General features: G+C 42.4%; 17 protein-coding genes and 1 riboswitch. Of the genes, 16 read left to right on the top strand and 1 reads right to left on the bottom strand.

The window, feature by feature from the left end:
* Positions 1 to 69: 69 nt before the first annotated feature.
* The 16 genes from CA598_RS15620 to CA598_RS15550 all read left to right on the top strand — a co-directional run bounded on the left by CA598_RS15620 (position 70) and on the right by CA598_RS15550 (position 19,577).
* Positions 70 to 849, top strand: coding sequence for an isocitrate lyase/PEP mutase family protein (locus tag CA598_RS15620; protein WP_094877105.1), 780 nt, complete (start codon positions 70 to 72; stop codon positions 847 to 849).
* 18 nt (positions 850 to 867) lie between these two features.
* Positions 868 to 1,929, top strand: coding sequence for a bifunctional transcriptional activator/DNA repair enzyme AdaA (locus tag CA598_RS15615; RefSeq protein WP_094877104.1), 1,062 nt, complete (start codon positions 868 to 870; stop codon positions 1,927 to 1,929).
* A 196-nt stretch (positions 1,930 to 2,125) separates the two neighbouring features.
* Positions 2,126 to 3,658: a response regulator gene (locus CA598_RS15610; RefSeq protein WP_094877103.1), complete on the top strand. Its 1,533-nt coding sequence runs from the start codon at positions 2,126 to 2,128 to the stop codon at positions 3,656 to 3,658.
* Positions 3,659 to 3,683: 25 nt separating this feature from the next.
* Positions 3,684 to 5,489, top strand: a complete 1,806-nt coding sequence (locus CA598_RS15605; RefSeq protein ID WP_179283681.1) for a sensor histidine kinase — start codon at positions 3,684 to 3,686, stop codon at positions 5,487 to 5,489.
* A 15-nt stretch (positions 5,490 to 5,504) separates the two neighbouring features.
* Entirely contained in the window at positions 5,505 to 7,043 is a 1,539-nt protein-coding gene (locus CA598_RS15600) for a response regulator transcription factor (protein ID WP_094877102.1), read from the top strand.
* 115 nt (positions 7,044 to 7,158) lie between these two features.
* Positions 7,159 to 8,862, top strand: coding sequence for a type 2 periplasmic-binding domain-containing protein (locus CA598_RS15595; protein WP_094877101.1), 1,704 nt, complete (start codon positions 7,159 to 7,161; stop codon positions 8,860 to 8,862).
* Positions 8,863 to 8,950: 88 nt separating this feature from the next.
* Complete coding sequence (locus CA598_RS15590) at positions 8,951 to 9,919, top strand: ABC transporter permease (RefSeq protein WP_094877100.1); 969 nt, start codon at positions 8,951 to 8,953, stop codon at positions 9,917 to 9,919.
* A 59-nt stretch (positions 9,920 to 9,978) separates the two neighbouring features.
* Positions 9,979 to 10,881: a carbohydrate ABC transporter permease gene (locus CA598_RS15585; protein WP_094877124.1), complete on the top strand. Its 903-nt coding sequence runs from the start codon at positions 9,979 to 9,981 to the stop codon at positions 10,879 to 10,881.
* Between the two features lie 47 nt (positions 10,882 to 10,928).
* Positions 10,929 to 12,461 (top strand): glycoside hydrolase family 43 protein, encoded by a 1,533-nt coding sequence (locus CA598_RS15580; protein WP_094877099.1) that lies wholly within the window; start codon positions 10,929 to 10,931, stop codon positions 12,459 to 12,461.
* Positions 12,462 to 12,506: 45 nt separating this feature from the next.
* Entirely contained in the window at positions 12,507 to 13,526 is a 1,020-nt protein-coding gene (locus CA598_RS15575; RefSeq protein WP_094877098.1) for an endo-1,4-beta-xylanase, read from the top strand.
* 111 nt (positions 13,527 to 13,637) lie between these two features.
* A complete protein-coding gene (locus CA598_RS15570) occupies positions 13,638 to 14,432 on the top strand; it encodes a Nif3-like dinuclear metal center hexameric protein (protein WP_256990516.1) in 795 nt (264 codons plus the stop codon).
* Positions 14,433 to 14,516: 84 nt separating this feature from the next.
* Positions 14,517 to 14,690 (top strand): hypothetical protein, encoded by a 174-nt coding sequence (locus CA598_RS32315; protein WP_179283680.1) that lies wholly within the window; start codon positions 14,517 to 14,519, stop codon positions 14,688 to 14,690.
* 221 nt (positions 14,691 to 14,911) lie between these two features.
* A riboswitch (cyclic di-AMP (ydaO/yuaA leader) is annotated at positions 14,912 to 15,097 on the top strand.
* 105 nt (positions 15,098 to 15,202) lie between these two features.
* On the top strand, positions 15,203 to 16,012 hold the full coding sequence (locus CA598_RS15565; RefSeq protein ID WP_179281653.1) for an alpha/beta fold hydrolase: 810 nt from the start codon (positions 15,203 to 15,205) through the stop codon (positions 16,010 to 16,012).
* 244 nt (positions 16,013 to 16,256) lie between these two features.
* Positions 16,257 to 17,318, top strand: coding sequence for a selenide, water dikinase SelD (gene selD, locus CA598_RS15560; protein WP_373455833.1), 1,062 nt, complete (start codon positions 16,257 to 16,259; stop codon positions 17,316 to 17,318).
* 57 nt (positions 17,319 to 17,375) lie between these two features.
* The gene (mnmH, locus tag CA598_RS15555) at positions 17,376 to 18,413 is read left to right on the top strand and encodes a tRNA 2-selenouridine(34) synthase MnmH (RefSeq protein WP_094877096.1); all 1,038 of its coding nucleotides are present in this window, start codon (positions 17,376 to 17,378) and stop codon (positions 18,411 to 18,413) included.
* Between the two features lie 51 nt (positions 18,414 to 18,464).
* Positions 18,465 to 19,577: a cysteine desulfurase family protein gene (locus CA598_RS15550; RefSeq protein WP_094877095.1), complete on the top strand. Its 1,113-nt coding sequence runs from the start codon at positions 18,465 to 18,467 to the stop codon at positions 19,575 to 19,577.
* Between the two features lie 144 nt (positions 19,578 to 19,721).
* Here the strand turns inward: CA598_RS15550 and CA598_RS15545 are convergent.
* On the bottom strand, positions 19,722 to 20,305 hold a 584-nt coding region (locus CA598_RS15545; protein WP_306440405.1), incomplete at its 5' end, for an exosporium glycoprotein BclB-related protein.

The raw sequence follows: 20,305 nt of genomic DNA, 5'->3' as shown, positions 1-20,305 counted from the left end.
TTTTTCTGGTATGGCGGATCAACGGCTATTATATAGTGGTGCTATTCTATTTAATGGAGATGACCACTGATGAACCGAAATGACTATGACTATTTTAAGTCTTTGCACGATCAAGAAAAACCGCTAATGCTGTATAACTGCTGGGATGTAGCTTCGGCTAAAGCGATAGAGAAAGCGGGTTCACAGGCTATAGCTACAAGTAGCTTCGCTATGGCGGACGCATGGGGATATTCGGATGGTGAACAGCTCTCATTTGAGCAGCTGCTGTGGTATGTTTCAAGAATAGCAGAATATGTATCGATGCCATTGACGGTAGATATTGAGGGTGGGTATGCTGTAGATGCAGAGTCCTTAGCCAATAACATGGAACAATTATTTCAGCTAGACATCTGTGGGATCAATTTCGAGGATCAAAAGGTGAATCATCCGGACGATGAATTATGGGCAATCGAGGAACAAAGTCATCGTATTCGAACTATAAAGCAAGTGGCAGCCAAACTTCAAAAGAGTGTATTTATGAATGCCAGAACCGATCTCTTTTTCAAAAATAGGAAGCATTCTTTGGATTTAGTGAATGAAGCAATAGAGCGTACCTGTGCTTACGCTGCTGCTGGAGCGGATGGGATTTTTATTCCGGGGCTTACCGATCGAATTCTGATAGAACATTTTGTGCAGCAGTCACCACTGCCTGTAAATGTCATGGTGATGGACGGAATGATTTCAAATGCTGAATTACAGGAGCTGGGTGTAAAAAGAATTAGCTATGGACCGTATAGTTACTTTCAGGCACAGCATAATCTTCAAGAAGATGCTCGAACCATTCTGCAGCCATCCGCGCACATTATTTAGAAATGAGCTAACGACACTATGATCACTAATAAACAGCAAATCGATAAATATTATGAGATGTTAGTCGAAAAAAACTCCAATTATGAAGGCGTATTTTTCGTAGGCGTGAGGACAACAGGGATCATGTGCAGGCCAACTTGTCCCGCTAAAAAGCCATATAAAGAAAATTGCGAGTTTTTTGCAACAGCCAAAGAAGCTTTGTTAGCGTCGTATAGACCTTGTAAAAGATGCCAGCCTTTGTCCAATCCCACGAAAATGTCTTCAGAGGTTAAGCTTCTTGTTGAAGCTATTGAGCTTAATCCGGAAAGAAAATGGACCGATAAAGATTTTGTTGAGCTGTCCATGAGTGCAAATACAGCACGCCGGCAATTTAAGAAGCAATTCGGAATGACATTTATTGAATATGCACGTTCTAGACGTTTAGGGCTGGCGTTCAAACATATCAGGAATGGGGATTCAATTATTAACGCACAACTGGACAGCGGGTACGATTCGAGTAATGGGTTTAGGGATGCTTTTTCACGAACGATGGGGACTGTCCCCAATCATTCCAAGCAGATTAAAGTATTGTATTGTACCTGGATAGAAACGATCTTAGGGTCTATGCTTGCGATCTCAGATGAAGAGTGTCTTTTACTGCTGGAATTTGTGGATCGAAAAGGGCTTGAGAACGAAATTAAGAAACTACGCACCCGCTTAAATGCAACTATTTTGCCTGAAAATGTACCCGTACTAGCGCAGATTGAGGAGGAATTAAATCTTTATTTCGAAGGAAAACTTACAGAATTCAGCACACCGATTCGTTATATTGGCTCTGATTTTCAGCAAAAGGTATGGAATGAACTTCGGAGAATTCCTGTAGGACAAACGGTCTCTTACAAGGAGCTTGCAGAGAAAATTAACAATCCTGCTGCTTGCCGCGCCGTAGCAAGGGCTAATGGAGCGAATCAATTATCAATCTTAGTTCCGTGTCATCGGGTGATCAATAGTACTGGTGAATTAGGGGGCTATGGCGGCGGCATTGCAAGAAAAGAATGGTTCATCCATCATGAGAACAACCTTAGTTCAAAGGTAGAATAGCAACTAAAAGTGTACTTTTTCGATGTGTCTGAAGTCTGGGTACATCGTTTTTTTGTTGTTTTTATAAGGGGAATAATACTAGTCCAAGCAAAAGAAGGGAAATTTATTAATTCACAAGAATATCCAATTATGATAGCATAATATATATTTTCATAAGAAAACGCAGCCATAGTTTAAGAAGATTGGAGCGAAGATTATGTTGAAGGTTCTGATCGTAGATGATGAGCCCTGGGTACTTGAAGGGCTGAGAACGATGATAGACTGGGGTAAATACGGTTTTGAAGTGTGTGCTGAAGCTCAAAATGGCTCAGAAGCGATGAAACTTATACAAGAATATAAACCGGAATTGGTCTTAACGGACATTAATATGCCGGTTATAAACGGACTAGAGCTAATCGCACAGTTGAATGAAGTCATGACAATGCCCCCGAAATTTGTGGTGTTGACCGGGTATGACGACTTTAAATATGCACGTACGGCATTGCAACAACGAGTGAATGACTATTTATTAAAACCTATTGATGATGATGAAATAGAGTCCTTATTAAGCAGGATTACGCCTGTAATCCGAAATGAAATCGCTTCCAAGGAAGAGTTTGATAAGAAACAATTCTTTATTGTAAACAATATCGTCAACCGCCTAATTCAAGGCGAGTATAACGAAAATTTAGAGCTTCTAACCCAGACCACGTTGAAGCTTCATGCAAATGCAGAGTTAATGTGTATCCTTATCGAACCAGCCACGTCTATGAATCCATTCCATCCACGTATCGTCGACTATTTTCCTAAGGAATGTACTAATTTCTTTCAAGATCGATCGGGAAGAACAGGTATCATCCTTGAATCTGCTTCTATTGATAATGAGAGTCTGGATGCGATCATCAACCAAATTCGGTCGGATATCACTGAACAATTTCATGAACCGGTCCTCCTAGCAATTAGTACTAGAATGATTGGGATCTGCTCGATTCGAGAAATCTATACGCAAGCTCTTGATGTATGGAAACGAAAAAAACATCAGCAGAAGAATGGGATCTTTTATTATTGTGAGCTTAGGACCCTAAAGAAGAAGGAACACCATGAGGATCACTTCAAACTGCTGCTGGATAAGGTACTAGCGAATGATGTAGAGCAGATACAGCCATGTATAAAAGAAACGTTCGCTTCTTTCGTAGAGAATCTGTTGACGATCGAGGTCGTGCAAGCTCAAGTGGCTCATTTGGAGCTAACGATCTGTACACTGATAGCTCAAATGAATGGTGCCCCTGATACGATGATGATAAAGCTACAGCAAGAGTATGGAAATCTAGGCGAACTAAATGACTATTTGGTATTAAGCCGCTATGTTCAAAGCCTGTGTATGTTGGCGACAGTCTATCTATCTGATCTAGAGCAGCAGAATGAACAAAATACGATTTACAAGGTGATTCAGTATGTGGATTGTGAATATCGGAATAAGCTGAAGCTTCAGGATTTAGCACGACAATTTCATATCAATTCTACCTATTTGGGACAGCTGTTCAGGAAACAAACGGGTCAGGGCTTTTGTGAATATTTAAATGGTAAAAGGATTGAGGAAGCCAAAAGTCTGCTTAAACGAACGCAGTTGAAAATATCGGATATCGCTGTGCAGGTGGGCTTCTCAAATACAGACTATTTTATAGATAAATTCAAGTTGATTGCAGGGGTAGTACCCTCTGTTTATAAAAATGAAAATAAAAATCAATAGCTTTTGGGGAAGCAAGGTGTTTCGTATGGAGAGAAGAAAATTCAGATTTAGAAAAGTAGTGAATGACATTCCACTGAACTATAAATTTTCCCTCATTTACGTTATAGGCGTTCTACTCCCTATTATTATCATCAACCTAGTTTTTTTGGACCGGATCTCGGACCTGATCAAATCAAGAGAGCAGCAGAATCTAGAGATCTCATTAGAGAGAGCAAGAAAGGATATCCATGATTTTATTGAGGGAGGAGTAGCCGTCAGTTACGCGCTGTCTTCCGATAAGAATCTGTACGAGTGGCTTGAGCGAAAATATGACAACTCTATTGAATTTTATGATACTTTCGATCAACATCTTAGGGGTCGGATGAACGGTTATATGCCGGTCAACAATCAAATTGAACGAATTACCGTATTTACGAATAATGACTCTATTGTTTCGGGCAGTAATTATCAGGTCATCACTGACAAGGTAAAGGAGAGCGAATGGTATAAGCAAACACAGGCTGCTAATAAACATGTTCTTCTTGCAGCCTATCATATGAGTGAGGTACCTAATGTGGCCTCCACGGCTCCTTATTTCAGTGTAATTGAGCAAATGGATGCGTACAGTTCATTGAATGAATATACAAAGCTGATTCGGATTGATTTGGATCTTAGCAAAATTTATGACGTAATTATTAGAGAAAGGGACTATTTAAGCCTTTATCTCGTGAATGAGCAGGACGAAATTGTTATGTCTGCACAGAGTGGATATCAGAGAGGTACGAGGGACCCTTATCCTGTGTTTAAGCTGCAGGATGTTGAGCGTAAGGAAGATCTCCATATTGTATCTATTGGTGGTGCTAGTTATATTAAAGGCTGGCGATTAATAGGAATTACACAAGGTGAGCGAATTGTTCAAGCGATAATGGAGATCAGGATTTATGCAGGTATTTTGGCATCTATTGTCACTTTGCTCACAACAATCTTTTTATATGTGATGTTAAGATCCTACAATTATCGAGTAAAGCGGCTGTCTAGGCATATGCAGAAAGTAACGAATGAGAAGTTCGATTTGATTCAAATCGATGAAGGACAAGACGAGATTGGTGGTTTGATACGGAATTTTAATATGATGACTACTAGAATTAATTCTCTGATCAATGATGTCTACAAGCTGGAGATTCAGAAGAATAGTCTGGAAATGGAAAGGGTAAGGGCTGAATTGAATTTTTTGCAAAGTCAGATGAACCCTCATTTTTTATTTAATACGTTAAATGCCATTCTGGTTGTCTGTACCAAAAACAATTACTCGGATGTTACAGATATTATTAAGAGCTTATCAAAATTACTTAGAAGACTGCTGAGTTGGAAGGAAGATCTCGTTACATTGGAAGAAGAAATGACCTTTATTGAGATGTATTTAAAAATTGAGAAATTCCGGTTCAGGGATAAATTTGAATATCAATTCGAGATCGATGAGCAGTCGCTGCAATATAAAATTCCAAAGCTAAGCATGCAACCGTTAGTAGAAAATTCCTGCAAACATGGCCTGCAGGCCATAGAAGGACTCGGCATCATTAGAGTAAAAACGGAAATCGTGGACGGCCGTTTGCAAGTTACGATTTCAGATAATGGCAAAGGGATCGAACCAAGCCAGCTTAAAGAAATATTATTTAATGTTCAAAATGAAGAAGCCTCTTCAGGGACGAATATCGGAATTCGTAACGTGTATCGGAGACTGGAGTTATATTATGACGATCAGGTTCGCTTTGAAATTAACAGTGTCCCAAATGAAGGGACTGTTGTCACGTTTGGCATTCCGCTAAAGCTCCTGGAACGAAAAAATAGCTAGAAGGTGAGGGAGCCTATGAAATACAAAGTATTGTTGATCGATGATGAACCTAGCGCTCTTGAGGGGATGCAAATATGGATAGACTGGCAGGCACTTGGCTTTGAGGTGTGTGGAACCTCCAGTAATGGCAAAGAGGGCTTACAGTTAATAAAGCAGCTTTTGCCGGATCTTGTCATTACAGATGTAAATATGCCGCTGATGAATGGCCTGGAGATGGTTGCAGCCTGGCAGCAAGAGGAGACAAAGAAGATTAAATTTGCCATACTGAGCGGTTATAGTGAGTTTGAATATGCTAAGACAGCTATAAGATATGGCATTAATCATTATCTGATGAAGCCGCTTTTTGAAGAAGAGGCGGCAGAAGAACTGAAGGAGATCTATCAGGAATTAGAAGAGGAGTCTCAAAAGCGAAGCTTAAACCAAATGGCAACCTCAGAGGAAGTTGTCTCACTTCTGAAGCGAATTCTGAATGAGAAAGTGGAAGATAAATCGGATGTTACCGTACTTACCCGTTTATCGGAAGAAAAAAGCCTTTGGAATATTTGTTTACTACAGACAGACCCGAAGATGTATACGGAAATAAGAGAGAAGGCAGTAGCTCTCCTAACGAATACGGAGGCGATGTTTCTGATGGATCTGGAGGCGTATTGCTTCGGCATCGTATACGGATATCCTTCGGAGTCTGATGAGGGTGCTGCAATATATGATATAGTAGCTCCCTTACTGAATAAACAACCTAAGCAAGCCATGTATATTGCAGTAGGGGCTAGTGAAGGCTCCTTATTTCAACTTGCGAATAGCTACCGAACGGCAAAAGAAACGTTAATGTTTTATTTTTATAATTCTGATCATTCGGGGTTCTTAAGCTATCAGGGAACCAAGGATAGCCCATTCAGCTATCATTATGATCAAATTGGGCTGATGGATGACTTAATGAGGCCTATTAACACATTAGACAAAAAAGGCTTTAAACAAGCTGTGGGTTTGGCCACTCGTAGTTTTCGTGAGATGCGCATTGCTCCAGAGGTTGTGAAGAAGATCGTTATTCATATTATGTATAAGATTGTTGAGTTCACTTCTGGAGCTAGTGAAGTTCAGGTATCATCCTTGTTAACCCAAATCACAATCCCTGAAATGCGGGACTCTATGATGAAGTTGAACGATTTAATGCGTAATTTACTAGCATGCGGGGAAGCGAGTATTGATATTCTTCTACAAGAACAAAGCCAAAGATCGCAGGGAATTGTACAGGAAATTAACAACTATATTGAAGAACATTATCGTGAAAACCTTACGATTAAGAAGCTGTCAGAGGTATTCTTCCTGCATCCAGTGTATCTAGGACAATTATTGATCAAGAAGAATGGAATTAATTTCAATGAGCAGCTGCATGACCTCCGGATTAAGGAGTCCACACGTTTACTTCAACATGGCAAGCTGAAAAACAGTGAGATCGCTGAAAAAGTGGGGTATTCCAATTATAGTCAGTTCCTGAAACAATTTGAAAAAAAGATGCGTATGAGCCCTAATGAATTTAAACATCAGAATACCTAAACTTTTTGGGGGTACACCTTTAGTTCTGGCGTATTATCAGTGGCACCATCACCTCTATAATTTAACTTGTAAGGGCTTACAATGTTGCTACACCAACAAAATATGGAGGTGCTTTATGGGGGGCAAGTCAATATCAAAGTTCAAGCTTAGTTTGATTGCTGTATTATCCCTAAGTTTTACCCTAGCAGGGTGCGGTGGAAATAACAGCGGTAATACTGCTAAGGGAGAAAACAAGCCAGCAGAAACAGCAGCTGCAAATGCAGCTGGAACCGATGACAAGAAGATAGAGCCTTTTGAGGTTAGTATCTTTCTTGGAGAAGCAGGTCAGCAACCAACACCAGATAACAAAATTTACAAGATGATTAAAGAAAAGACAGGCGCATCATTTAATTTTGAATTCTTGGCAGGAGACCTTAAACAGAAGCTTGGCGTTATGATTGCCGGTTCGGATTATCCGGATCTGATGAGTTCTAATACCCAACTGACGGCAGCAGGCGCATTTATTCCTCTCGAAGACTTGATTGAAGAATACGCTCCGAATTTGAAAGCGCATTACGCAGCTTACTGGAACATGATGAAGGATCCTAATGATGGACATATCTATACACTTCCAAACTATGGTGCGTATAACGGTGATGTGAATTCAACCTATTACTCTGGCCCAGCTTTCTGGATTCAGAAAGCTATACTTAAAGATGCCGGTTATCCAAAGATTAAAACTTTGGACGAGTATTTCGATCTTATCGTTAAATATAAAGAGAAAAATCCAACCATTGATGGACAGCCAACAGTTGGGTTTGAGATTCATAACAAAGATTGGAGAAACTGGGGATTGTTTAACGCTCCTCAGCATCTGATCGGGCATCCTAATGATGGCGGAGTAGTAGTTAAGGATAACGTAGCAGAAATCTTTGCAGATAAAGACTATGCAAAGCAGTACTATAAGAAGCTTAATGAAATGAATGCATTGGGCATTATTGACCAAGAAGCATTTACAATGGATTATGACCAATACTTAGCTAAATTGTCCAGCGGTGCCGTTCTGGGAATGTTTGATCAGCACTGGAACTTTCAAAAGGCTGAAGATTCTCTTACCACACAAAAGAAAGATGAAAGAACTTATGTTGGACTTCCTCTTGTGTATGATACGAACACCAAAGACTACTATCTAGATCGCCCTGCACTTAACTTGAATAATGGTTTTGGGATCACTGTTAATGCTAAAGATCCAGTGAAAATCATTAAACTTATGGATACCTTAATTGAGGAAGATTGGCAAAAAATCTTTACCTGGGGTATTGAAGGCGAAGATTATCAAGTGGAAAATGGTCGCTTTATGAGAAATCAAGAGCAACGGGACCATGCAGCTGATGCTACATGGAAGCTTAGCAACAAAGCAGAAGCTTGGTACGCTACCGCTCCGAAATTGCAAGGATACTTTGCAGATGGTAACTCAACGGATGCCGCAGCACAACCAGAAGAGTACAAGGCAGGGTTGAAAGCGTATGATAAAGAAATCCTTGATGCTTATGGCTTCAACAGTTATGTGGATTTCTTCAGTAAGCCTGGACCGAACCCAGTAGCTTACCCTGCATGGTCCATAGATCTTGTTGAAAATTCTGATGCGAAAATTGCCGATACGAAGATGGGTGATTTGAAAACCAAGTTCCTGCCAAAAGCGATTTTGGCTAGTCCTTCCAATTTCGATAAAGTTTGGACTGAATTTGTTGGAGAACTTCATAAAACGAATATTAAAGCCTACGAAGACAGAATCAATGAACAGCTTAAATGGAGATTTGATACTTGGAGTGTTAAATAGTTAGATCTTGCTTAAAAATCAGAAAGTGGTGGCTTTTTAAAGCCAGCCACTTTCTGAAATATCTGGATGATGTGGGGAGAAACTATATATGGATGAGATTCTAACGGGAAAAAAGGTTAACCGGCATCCTAAAAGAAAAAAGAAGCAACCGATTACGATGACCTTGATTAAGAATCAGAAACAGCTGATTTGGATGTCAGTTCCATTGATGCTGTATATTATACTATTTGCTTATGTCCCTGTTTGGGGATGGACGATGGCTTTTCAGGATTATAAACCAGCTAAGGCTTTTGGCGAACAGACATGGGTTGGTCTAAAGCACTTCAAGTTTCTATTTACGGACGATACTTTTTTAAGGGTACTACGAAATACACTGGGTATGGGATTAATTAATTTCTTTTTAGGATTTATAACCGCGATAACATTGGCCTTACTTCTTAATGAAATCAAAAATGTATTTTGGAAAAGAACAGTGCAGACCATATCCTACTTGCCTCACTTTCTCTCTTGGATTATTGTAACAGGGATTGTAGGTGTCTCCCTCTCGGTTAACGACGGGATTGTCAACATCGTTCTCATGAAATTACATCTTATCGATTCACCGATCCTTTGGTTGAGTGAAGGGAAGTATTTCTGGGGTATTGTGGGTGCTTCAACCGTTTGGAAAGAGGTTGGATGGAGTACAATCATCTACTTGGCTGCAATTGCTTCTATAGATCCAGCTTTATATGAGGCTGCTGAGATTGATGGGGCTAACCGGTACAAAAAAATGTCCAATGTTACCTTGCCGGGAATTAAACCAACCATTGTAATCCTGATGATAATGTCCATAGGGCATGTACTGGACGTTGGATTTGAGGTTCCGTACTTGTTAGGGAACGGGCTTACTATAGACTGGTCGGAAACGATAGATGTATTTGTATTGAAATACGGAATTGGGCAAGGGAATTATTCCTTAGCCACTGCGGGTGGCATATTTAAAACAGTCGTAAGTGTAACATTGCTGCTATTTGCTAACTGGACTGCGAAGCGGCTAGGGGAAGAGAGGCTGTTATAATCATGGAAAAAACTCAATTGATACCTCAAAGATCTCCAAAGAACAATGTTGGAAAACGTATGAGAAATATGGGAATCGAACCAGTAGTGTTCGGCACCTTTAATACTATTTTTATGGTATGCCTAGTTATAGTTACCTTATATCCGTTCCTAAATACTATAGCAGTCTCCTTGAATGCCGGAAATGATACTATTCGCGGCGGCATTTATCTATGGCCCAGAGAGTGGACCATACAAAACTACAAAGCCGTCTTTGCCTCTGGTACAATTATTCCTGCTTTTTGGATTTCGGTAGCACGAACAGTGTTATCTACGGTCCTGAATCTATTTTTGACCACGATGCTTGCCTATACGTTAAGCCGGAAAGAATATGTTTTCCGCAAGCAGATTACCTTTGTATTTGTCCTTACTATGTACTTTAATGCGGGTCTGATTCCAAATTATTTCCTGATTAAGGATCTTCATTTGCTTAATTCGTTTTGGGTATATGTAATACCGTCTATGGTAAGTGCATTTAATATGATCGTCATTCGCACTTATATTGGTGGCTTGCATGAAAGTCTTATGGAATCTGCAAGAATCGACGGTGCTGGGGAATTCAAGATCTTTATGAAAGTAGTTTTACCTTTGTGTAAACCTGTGCTTGCTACAATCGCCCTTTTTGTGGCGGTAGGTGCCTGGAACGCATGGTTTGATGCTTTTATCTACACCTCTTCCCGCCAACACTTGAGCACATTGCAGTATGAATTGATGAAGTTGATCTCCTCTAGTATGAATGCAAATGGTAACCCTAGTGTAGCCAACGGGGCAGGAATGACTGCGGATTCGGTAAGAGACCAGGTTACCCCAATTTCCATAAGGGCAGCGGTTACTATTGTTGCTTCGGTTCCAATTTTGCTAGTCTATCCATTCATGCAAAAGTACTTTGTAGTTGGTATGAACGTAGGAAGCGTGAAGGAATAAGGAGCTTGCAATCACTATTAAGGAATAGGAAGGTTGTTTGTTAAAACATGACCCAATCTTCAATCACATACACGAATCCAATACTTCCGGGCTTCTATCCCGATCCAAGCATCACTCGGGCAGGAGATGACTACTATTTAGTTTGCAGCTCTTTCGAGTATTTTCCTGGCGTACCTATTTTTCATAGTCAGGATTTAATTCACTGGACACAAATGGGTCATGTACTGGATCGTATAAGTCAGCTAGATACACGTAAAAGCAAGAGCTCTGGTGGAATATTTGCACCAACCATTCGTTATCATGACGGAACCTTCTATATGATAACGACCGAGGTACACGGGAAGGGGAACTTCTATGTTACGGCTACGGACCCGGCGGGTCCGTGGTCCGATCCAATTGTTATTCCTTATGGGGGCATTGACCCTTCTCTAATGTTTGATGAGGATGGAAAGGTATATGTAACCACCCAGCAGGGAGCAGATTATGACTCCCATGCCATCCAATATGAGATAGATATTGCTACGGGAGCAGCATTAACAGAACCTGTTGTTATCTGGACTGGGGATGGTGGACCTTGGACGGAAGGACCACATTTGTACCGAATAAATGGAATGTATTATATCATGACGGCTTCAGGAGGAACGGCGAAGGAGCATCGGGAGATCGTTGGCCGCAGCTCCTCTCCATATGGACCGTTCGAACGATTACCACATCCAATATTAACGCATAGTCAAACCGAGAGTCCCATTCAATATTTAGGGCATGCCGATCTGATTGAAGATCAGAACGGGGATTGGTGGGCCGTGTTTCTTGGCGTAAGACTAGTGGAATCCAAGTATACCGTACTTGGGCGGGAGACCTTTCTTGCCCCTGTAACGTGGAATGAAGACGGATGGCCAATGATTGATAATAATGAAGATATTGTAGGATTGGAAATGAAGGTGCCGCGGGTTCCCGGCTCCTCTCCTAAACCTGCTTCAAGCGGAAGATATGACTTTGATGACGAAGTCTTACCCTTGTCATTAGCCTTTCTCCGTAATCCTGCTGAGGCAAGCTGGTCTTTAGAGGAACGTCCGGGATGGCTGTCTCTTCGGGGTCAACCTGAAGGTCTTAGTGATATCGGACAGGTAGCTTTTATAGGTAGAAGACAGCAGCATACTTCAGCAGAATGGAGCACACTACTGGAGTTTAACCCAAGTAGGGACGGTGACGAGGCTGGGCTTTGCGCGAGATTGGATGAGAATGCACATTATGAGATTGCTCTATCGCAAAGAAATGGACAAAGAGTAATCGTAGCTTGTTTAACCGTTGATGGAATAACACAGGTGGCGGCAGAGGTTCCAACGACAGCTGGACATCTTTATTTGAAAATTCGAGCGGAGCTAACCGAATATACCTTATTGTACGCTTTGGATGGGCAGGAGTGGATTGAGCTATCTAAGGCTCTAGCCTACCCATTATCTCCTCAAGCTGTAAAAGGAAATGGATTTACAGGTGTTCTTATCGGCTTATATGCGTCAGGTCATGGTCAAGTGGCTGAGCTACCTGCCTACTTTGATTGGTTTGATTATCGGTCTTAATAAGTCGAATACGGAATATAATTGCGTTTGTTAGGAGGGAACTTGTTGAGACAAGCTAGTGATTTTACAGAGCCTGCACTAAAGACAGTGTTCGCTAAGGATTTCAAAATTGGCGCAGCCGTCAACCCATTGACGATCCAATCACAGGAGCAGTTACTTGCCTATCATTTCAATAGTATCACCGCTGAAAATGAGATGAAGTTTGAGAGTCTGCATCCGCTTGAGAACATTTATAATTTTAAGGAGGCAGACCAGCTGGTTGCCTTCGCCCGGAAATATGATATGGCGATGCGTGGACATACCTTGATCTGGCATAACCAGACTACAGATTGGCTGTTTGAGGATAAGAACGGTGGATCTGTAAGTAAAGAGACTTTGCTCTCACGAGTTAAATCACATATTCAGACCGTAGTAGGGCGTTATAAGGAAGATATTTATGCTTGGGATGTTGTCAATGAAGTTATAGCCGATGAAGGTGAAGAGCTTCTTCGCCATTCGAAGTGGCTCGACATTGTGGGCCCGGATTTTATCGCCAAAGCGTTTGAATTCGCCCATGAAGCTGATCCTAAGGCATTATTATTCTACAACGACTACAATGAATCCCATCCATTAAAACGTGACAAAATCTATGAACTGGTGAAGTCACTGCTGGAACAGGATGTGCCGATCCATGGCGTCGGATTGCAGGCACACTGGAATTTATACGATCCTAGTCTAGATGATATCCGTGCAGCTATTGAGAAATATGCATCCTTAGGACTTCAGCTCCAACTGACAGAGCTGGATGTATCCATGTTCCGTTTCGATGACAAACGTAAGGATCTAAGGGCTGCACCAACTGATATGCTTGAACTGCAGGCCAAACGATATGAAGCGATGTTTGCCCTGCTGAAAGAATACCGTGACGTGATTAGCTCGGTCACGTTCTGGGGAGCAGCAGATGACTATACTTGGCTGGATGATTTCCCTGTTCGTGGACGGAAGAACTGGCCGTTCCTATTCGATGAAGGGCATAAGCCGAAGCCAGCTTTCCATCGAATGATCGCCTCTGAAATGAAATCATAGAGTGGGCAAGCTGCTCAAATGATGAACTGTGAACCCGTCCTTATATCGATTAAGGGCGGGTTATTTATACGTTGATAGATTAGTAGAATAGATCTCAAAGGGCGGATTAAAGTGAGCGTGACAATTAGAATGATTCTGGAAGATTTAATGGGAACTGTGGAACAGATAGATGGAACTGTAGATACTCTAAAGCCGGGGAATCCAGAAATGGTGATTACAGGGATGGTTACGGCATTTTGCGCTACGCAATATGTTGTGGAACGAGCGATTGCTATGAACGCCAATTTGTTAATTACACACGAAGGTGTGTTTTACAGTCATCATGATCCCAGCGAGTGGTTAGAGGATGACCCTGTGTATCGCGCGAAACGGAGTTTGATTGAGCGTTCTGAACTGGCTATTTTTCGTTATCATGATTATTGGCATCGGCATCAACCGGATGGGATCATGGTGGGCTTGCTACGAGAGCTTGAATGGTCAGCCTATGTGGTTGAGCAGCAACCCACTGCTACAATCCTATCGATTCCAGCTATGACGGTAAGTGAAGCGGCTCAGTATATAAAAAGAAAGCTAGGCATCCCCCACGTACGCGTTGCCGGCGATCTATCACAGACATGCAGACATGTGGGGATATTAGTAGGTAACCGAGGAGGTGGGAAGATGGCTATTCCTCTTTTTAATCAGCACAATCTTGATTTAATCATTGCTGGCGAGGGCCCGGAATGGGAAACTCCAGAATATGTGAGGGATGCAGTCCATCAAGGCAGATCAAAAGCGCTGATTATGTTAGGTCATGCGGAAAGTGAAGCTCCAGGAATGAAATATTTAGCTGAAGTTCTGGCACAGAAATATCGAATAATTCCTACTTATTTTATTGCTGAACAACCGATCTATCAGCTAGTGTAGTCCATCGAAATGGAAATGAAGAATAAATTTGCATATTATGGAGAAAATGATGGGAAACCAGGTCACTGAGAAAGGAGTGTTTCAATGGAAATTCCTTTGGAGGCTGATGAAGTGTTAACTCGTATCAAAAAGCTTCAAACCGATGGAAGCTCGATCAGCAAAAAGCAAGTGAAGCAAAGCGACCCTGATCTAATGAGAAGTGCGCTGTTCTTTTTTCCGAGCTGGGAGCATGCATTGAAAAACGCCAATCTGTTGTAGCCATATGATTGTATAAAGAAGCCGAGTAGTTCAGGGATTGATCTCTGATGTCCGCTCGGCTTTTTCTAGATATATTGAGTAAACAAGAGCAAAAGAAAGAGAAAACGAAGTGTATGCTCAATATGAAATGAAAAGCATGGCTTTCAACATTATTTTGCCCACAGCTCAACTTTACAAGAAACCTTACACGGAGTATGATTCATCACATAACTGACAATTACATATGAAGTCCGCTTAATTTCCGTTAAGGAAAGCGGGGGAACCAACAACTGGGAACCAGTGTAACAATCGGTACTAGTTATGGGGTGAATCCTGTTCCGGGTGCATAACATGCAACCTTGCAGGTAGGGCAACTCTCACTGCCCGAATCCGACAGCTAACCTCGTAAGCGTATGGAGAGAGGATGAATGGCGTGTTTAGTGATGAATAGCCACAGAGAATCCCTCTGTGGTTTTTTGCTGCGTTTATAAGCAGATACAGTCGTAGAATTTATTATGAAAGAGGTGTTACCTTTGCCTATCGCTAAACTGAACGGAACTTCGCTCTATTACGAAATCAATGGAACTGGCACTCCGGTTGTGTTTATCCATGGACATGGATTAACACACAGTATGTTCAAACCACAACTGGAGTACTTTTCCGATAAATATAAAGTGATTTTGTGCGATTTACGGGGGAATGGCAAGTCAGGTGAACTCCTGGAGGCCCCTAATGAGATTATTGAAACGCAATGTCTGGATCTGATTATGCTGTTAAATGACCTGGGGGTTCGTGAAGCAGTTTTTGTTGGGATCGCCTATGGCGGTTTAGTCGTGCAACATATTGCCAAACAATATCCTGAGCGTGTAAAAGCAATCGTGGTCGCGGATAGCTTCTGTAGGAGCCACGGATCAACCCTTGTAGGGAAAATACAGCTTATGGCAGCGTATTGCAGCTTGCTAATGTATTACCTCCCAAGCGAGCTGGTGCTGCCTTCGATTCGGATGATGTACCGAGAGCGCTGGAGTCTCGCCTACAATGAGATTAGAAGAGGGCTGCTGGACAAACGTCCACGGGAGTTATATCGGCAAAGGCTGGCCACGAGCCATGTGGATTACACCAGATGCTTAAAAGCTTTTAACCGTCCCGCTTTATGTATTGTAGGGGACTTTAATGAATTTGGAGTGAATTGTATGAAGGAAATGGTGTCTCAATTGCCGCATGCGCAGTTGGCGATTATCCCGAATGCATTAGATCCGAGTAATCTGTGTCAGCCGGAGCAGTTTAATGCGATTCTTCAACGTTTTTTGGAGAAGCAGCAGGGCACTCAGCAGATTAGCTGATCCTATGAAATTGAGAAAAGAAGGAGTGCTCCCGCAGCCATTGAAATTATGCGGGACACTCCTATTTCATTAGAGCTGTAGGGCAGATTTCCCTAAAGAATTGGATTTCGAACCAAAGGCTGACTCAAGGGTAGTGAATGCTACGTGTGAGCCAGCTTTTTTAGTAGCTTTGTATTTTGTACAATGCTGTCTACTGATGTAAGATTAAAGATATTCGACATTAACTATTTAAAGGAGCTGAGTCATGATGTCTCAAGCCGAAACCATAAAATTGACCTCATTATCTTCAAAAGGGGGCTGCGGCTGCAAAATTGGTCCTGCTGATCTCATGCAGGTTATTCGCAGTCTGCCACCAACCGTTCCAAATCCGGATCTACTTGTAGGTCTGGATACCAGTGATGACGCTGGAGTATATCGATTAAGTGATGATCTAGCATTAGTGCAGACTGTTGATTTTTTCACGCCGATCGTGGACGACCCTTATTCCTTTGGGCAAATTGCAGCAACCAATGCATTAAGTGATATTTATGCTATGGGCGGTAAGCCGCTTACGGTGCTTAATATTGTGGCCTTCCCTATTTCTGTTCTGGACAAAAGCATTCTCGGTGACATTTTGCGCGGTGCAGCGGATAAAGTGCAGGAAGCAGGAGCAACGCTTGTGGGCGGACATTCGATCGACGATAAAGAGCCTAAATTTGGATTGGCTGTTACGGGCCTTGTGCATCCGGACAAAGTAAGAACGAATGCAGGTGCGCAGGTAGGAGACAAGCTGATTTTGACCAAACCTATCGGTGTGGGCATCTTAACGACTTCTATTAAAAAGGATCAGCTATCCCCAGAAGAAACTACACGCCTTACGACAGTCATGTCTACACTAAATAAAAAAGCGGCTGAAGTCATGGAGCCCTATGATGTACATGCTTGTACAGATGTTACCGGATTTGGGCTGCTGGGACATGCCTCGGAAATGGCAAAGGGAAGTAATCACGGACTGATTATTCGTCAAGGGGATGTACCGATGCTGCCAAGAGTAAGAGAGCTCGCGGAGCAGGGCTTTGTTCCAGGTGGCACTAAAAATAACTTTGCCCATTTGGAGGGCAGTATTCTTTATCCGGAGGAGATGGATCAATTAAGCCGCTATATTCTGTGTGATGCTGTGACTTCTGGTGGATTGCTAATCTCTGTTGCTCCTGAACAAAGTGAGGATTTGCTAAAAGAGTTAGTAGATGCAGGTGTAGAAGCGGCATTGATAGGAGAGGTCACGAAAGAACATCCGGGTCAGATTGCAGTTATAGCTGCGCAATAACGATGGAGTTCAGCTTAGAGGCGACCTAAGAAGTTAGCCACCAGAGGAGAGAGCGCATTGTTTCAGGATATTACACTGGAAGAACTAAGAGTGTTAAAGAATAAGAAGCAGATCACCGTTATCGACGTTCGATCTCCTTCTGAATATAAAGATGCGACATTGCCAGAGAGCTTGAACATTCCTTTTTTTGACGATGAGGAACGAGCTGAAGTAGGTACGCTGTATAAACAGACAAGTGTGCAGGCTGCGAAAGAACGCGGTTTGGAGATTGCTGCGGCGAAGCTACCTTCCTTTGTCAAAGAATTTGCTGAGATTCAAGGGGACAAGGCTGTATTCTGCTGGAGGGGAGGTATGCGCAGCCGTACAACTGCGACCGTACTTTCTTTAATGGATATTCACGCTTACCGATTGATTGGCGGCTATAAAGCTTACCGTAAATGGGTACTCGATGAACTGGAGTCCTTTGAATTCAAGGCGAAGCCTTATGTAATTCATGGAAATACGGGGACAGGCAAAACAAACCTGCTGCACCGCCTGAAAGCGCAAGGCTACCCCGTTCTGGATTTGGAAGGAATGGCGGGTCACCGCGGTTCTATCTTTGGCGAGATCGGACTTCAGGCAAATAATCAGAAAACGTTCGATAGTCTTCTTTTGGAAGAATTAATTAAGCTTGAGGATGCTCCTTATGTACTGTTTGAAGCAGAGAGCAAGAAGATTGGGAAGGTCGTAATGCCTCCATTTATGACCGAGCAAAAAGAGACCGCAACGCAGATTTGGATTGAACTGCCTTTGCAAGCTAGAGTGCAGCAAATCCTTAAGGATTATCGTCCAGAAGAATATAAAGAACAGTGTATTTCAGCCTTTCGAAGTATCAAATCCCGAATTCATATCCCCATTGCGGCGGAAATCGAACGGTGCTTGCAAGCCGATTTGTTCGGGGAAGCTGTGGCGCTGCTGTTAGAATACTACTATGATCCTAAATACGATTACACGTCTACTCAGTATGAAGGCATTGAGAGAGTTACCTTTAAGGTGAACAATTTAGATGAAGCTGAGGTTGCGGTGCGTTCTTTTTTGAAAAATAATCAGGCTTAATAAGCTTTATGTATCGTGATGTATGAGGGGTTTAGAGGAGGCTCAGTACAAATGATCTATTTAGACTATAACGCTACAACACCTGTAGATAAGGAAGTAGCAGAGGTTATGATTCCTTATCTTTATGGTCATTTTGGCAATCCTTCAAGCAGTCATTCTTTGGGGCAAGAAGCTAAACTCGGAATCGAGCAAGCGAGAACACAGGTGGCTAATTTCCTGAATTGTGCGCCGGGAGAGGTGCTTTTCACCAGTGGGGGTAGTGAATCGAATAATACCGTCATCAAGGGAGTCGCCCAAACCTATCGACATAAAGGCAATCACATTATTGTGTCTGCTGTGGAGCATCCTGCGGTAATTAAACCGTGTCAGTATCTGGAGCAGTTGGGCTACACGATTACCTATGTACCTGTTGACGCGTATGGAATGGTGCAGGTAGACGATGTGAAAAAGCAGCTTACAGACCAAACTATACTAGTCTCCATTATGCACTCTAACAACGAAACGGGCACGATTCAGCCGATCAAAGAAATAGCCGAGGTCTGCCACGAACGAGGTGTTCTTGTACATACCGATGCTTCACAGTCCGCTGGAAAAGTAGTACTCGATGTGGCTGAGTTAGCGGTGGATTTTCTAACGCTGGCAGGTCATAAATTATATGCGCCAAAAGGGATTGGAGCACTGTACATCCGAGAGGGCATTCACATCGAACCATTGATTCATGGGGCAGGTCATGAGCAGGGAAGACGAGCAGGTACCGAAAACACACCTTACATTATTGGATTAGGAAAAGCCTGTGAGCTTGCTTCGGACTCTGCTTCCAGAGAACGTGTGAAAAAGATTGCGGATTATTTCTATGACCGATTGCAGGAGGTTTTTGGCGACAGAATTCACCTGAACGGTCATAGGCATAAACGATTGCCCAACACACTTAACATTAGCTTTCTAGGAGCTGTGGGTCACGAAGTGATTGCTTCGCTAGAAGATGTGGCTGCCTCAACAGGCTCAGCTTGTCATTCTGGAGAAACATTGATTTCGCCTGTTCTAAAGGCAATGAATGTCTCAGCAAGTATTGGGCAGGGAGCGGTTCGTTTTAGTGTGGGACGGTATACGACGAAAACGGAGATCGATGAGGTTATCGGTAAGCTGAAAGGATATTTGTTGTGAATAGATTGCCAGTGGTGGAGTAGCTAATGGCGCTTGTGTGATTCCGGAAAATCTAGAAGTTGAATCTGCATATCGTATAGTTTTAAAAAAAGCATCTGTCACTCCTTCAAAAGGATAGGCAGATGCTTTTATTGATTTTAGCGATTATACAATTGTAAAGCCAGCACTTGCATAACCAGTGACTGTATTTACAAGGGTGAGACCTGTGGCAGTAGCTGAGAATACCATAAGCAGACGTGTCTGCGGTGTTACAGCAAAATCGATACCATTTGTAACTCCGCTGACAAACGTGCCTAGAGTAATAGCGCCTGTGATAGGTGGCAGTGGTACTATTGCTCCAGGAATAGGAGTGAATGTGTTATTTGGTGTGGCAGATTGGTACAATTGTGCTGTCACAGTTACAGTAGTACCAATAAGTGATAGAGCTATGGTATTACTGAAGTAAGCAGCAAGGGATGTTATCACTCCAGCACGCGGAGTCGAGAATGCAAAGTTGATAAGAGGTCCAAGAACTGTACCTGTCAAATCTATATTCCCGCCAACAAGAGAAATGCCTGTGGCTGAACTTCCGAAGCCAACAAGGCTTGTTGTTCCAACCAAACCACCTAAAATCGTAGTCATAATAATAGGTCCACCGGAAGCCAACGGAATGATTGCACCAGCCCCGGTTGCACCAGTAACGCCAGTAACCCCGGTAACACCCGTAGCTCCCGCAAGCCCAGCCGTAC

It is taken from the genome of Paenibacillus sp. VTT E-133291, from assembly GCF_002264395.1.
Lineage (GTDB): Bacteria > Bacillota > Bacilli > Paenibacillales > Paenibacillaceae > Paenibacillus_AQ > Paenibacillus_AQ nitricinens.
This window is presented reverse-complemented; position numbering and strand designations above follow the sequence as displayed.

Bases quoted from the DNA above. Each gene is read 5' to 3' on its own strand.
- CA598_RS15615 (WP_094877104.1), top strand. From the start codon at position 868: ATGATCACTAATAAACAGCAAATCGATAAATATTATGAGATGTTAGTC.
- CA598_RS32315 (WP_179283680.1), top strand. From the start codon at position 14,517: ATGGAAATTCCTTTGGAGGCTGATGAAGTGTTAACTCGTATCAAAAAG.
- CA598_RS15605 (WP_179283681.1), top strand. From the start codon at position 3,684: ATGGAGAGAAGAAAATTCAGATTTAGAAAAGTAGTGAATGACATTCCA.
- CA598_RS15620 (WP_094877105.1), top strand. From the start codon at position 70: ATGAACCGAAATGACTATGACTATTTTAAGTCTTTGCACGATCAAGAA.
- CA598_RS15580 (WP_094877099.1), top strand. From the start codon at position 10,929: ATGACCCAATCTTCAATCACATACACGAATCCAATACTTCCGGGCTTC.
- CA598_RS15610 (WP_094877103.1), top strand. From the start codon at position 2,126: ATGTTGAAGGTTCTGATCGTAGATGATGAGCCCTGGGTACTTGAAGGG.
- CA598_RS15595 (WP_094877101.1), top strand. From the start codon at position 7,159: ATGGGGGGCAAGTCAATATCAAAGTTCAAGCTTAGTTTGATTGCTGTA.
- CA598_RS15585 (WP_094877124.1), top strand. From the start codon at position 9,979: ATGAGAAATATGGGAATCGAACCAGTAGTGTTCGGCACCTTTAATACT.
- CA598_RS15600 (WP_094877102.1), top strand. From the start codon at position 5,505: ATGAAATACAAAGTATTGTTGATCGATGATGAACCTAGCGCTCTTGAG.
- selD (WP_373455833.1), top strand. From the start codon at position 16,257: ATGATGTCTCAAGCCGAAACCATAAAATTGACCTCATTATCTTCAAAA.
- CA598_RS15590 (WP_094877100.1), top strand. From the start codon at position 8,951: ATGGATGAGATTCTAACGGGAAAAAAGGTTAACCGGCATCCTAAAAGA.
- CA598_RS15550 (WP_094877095.1), top strand. From the start codon at position 18,465: ATGATCTATTTAGACTATAACGCTACAACACCTGTAGATAAGGAAGTA.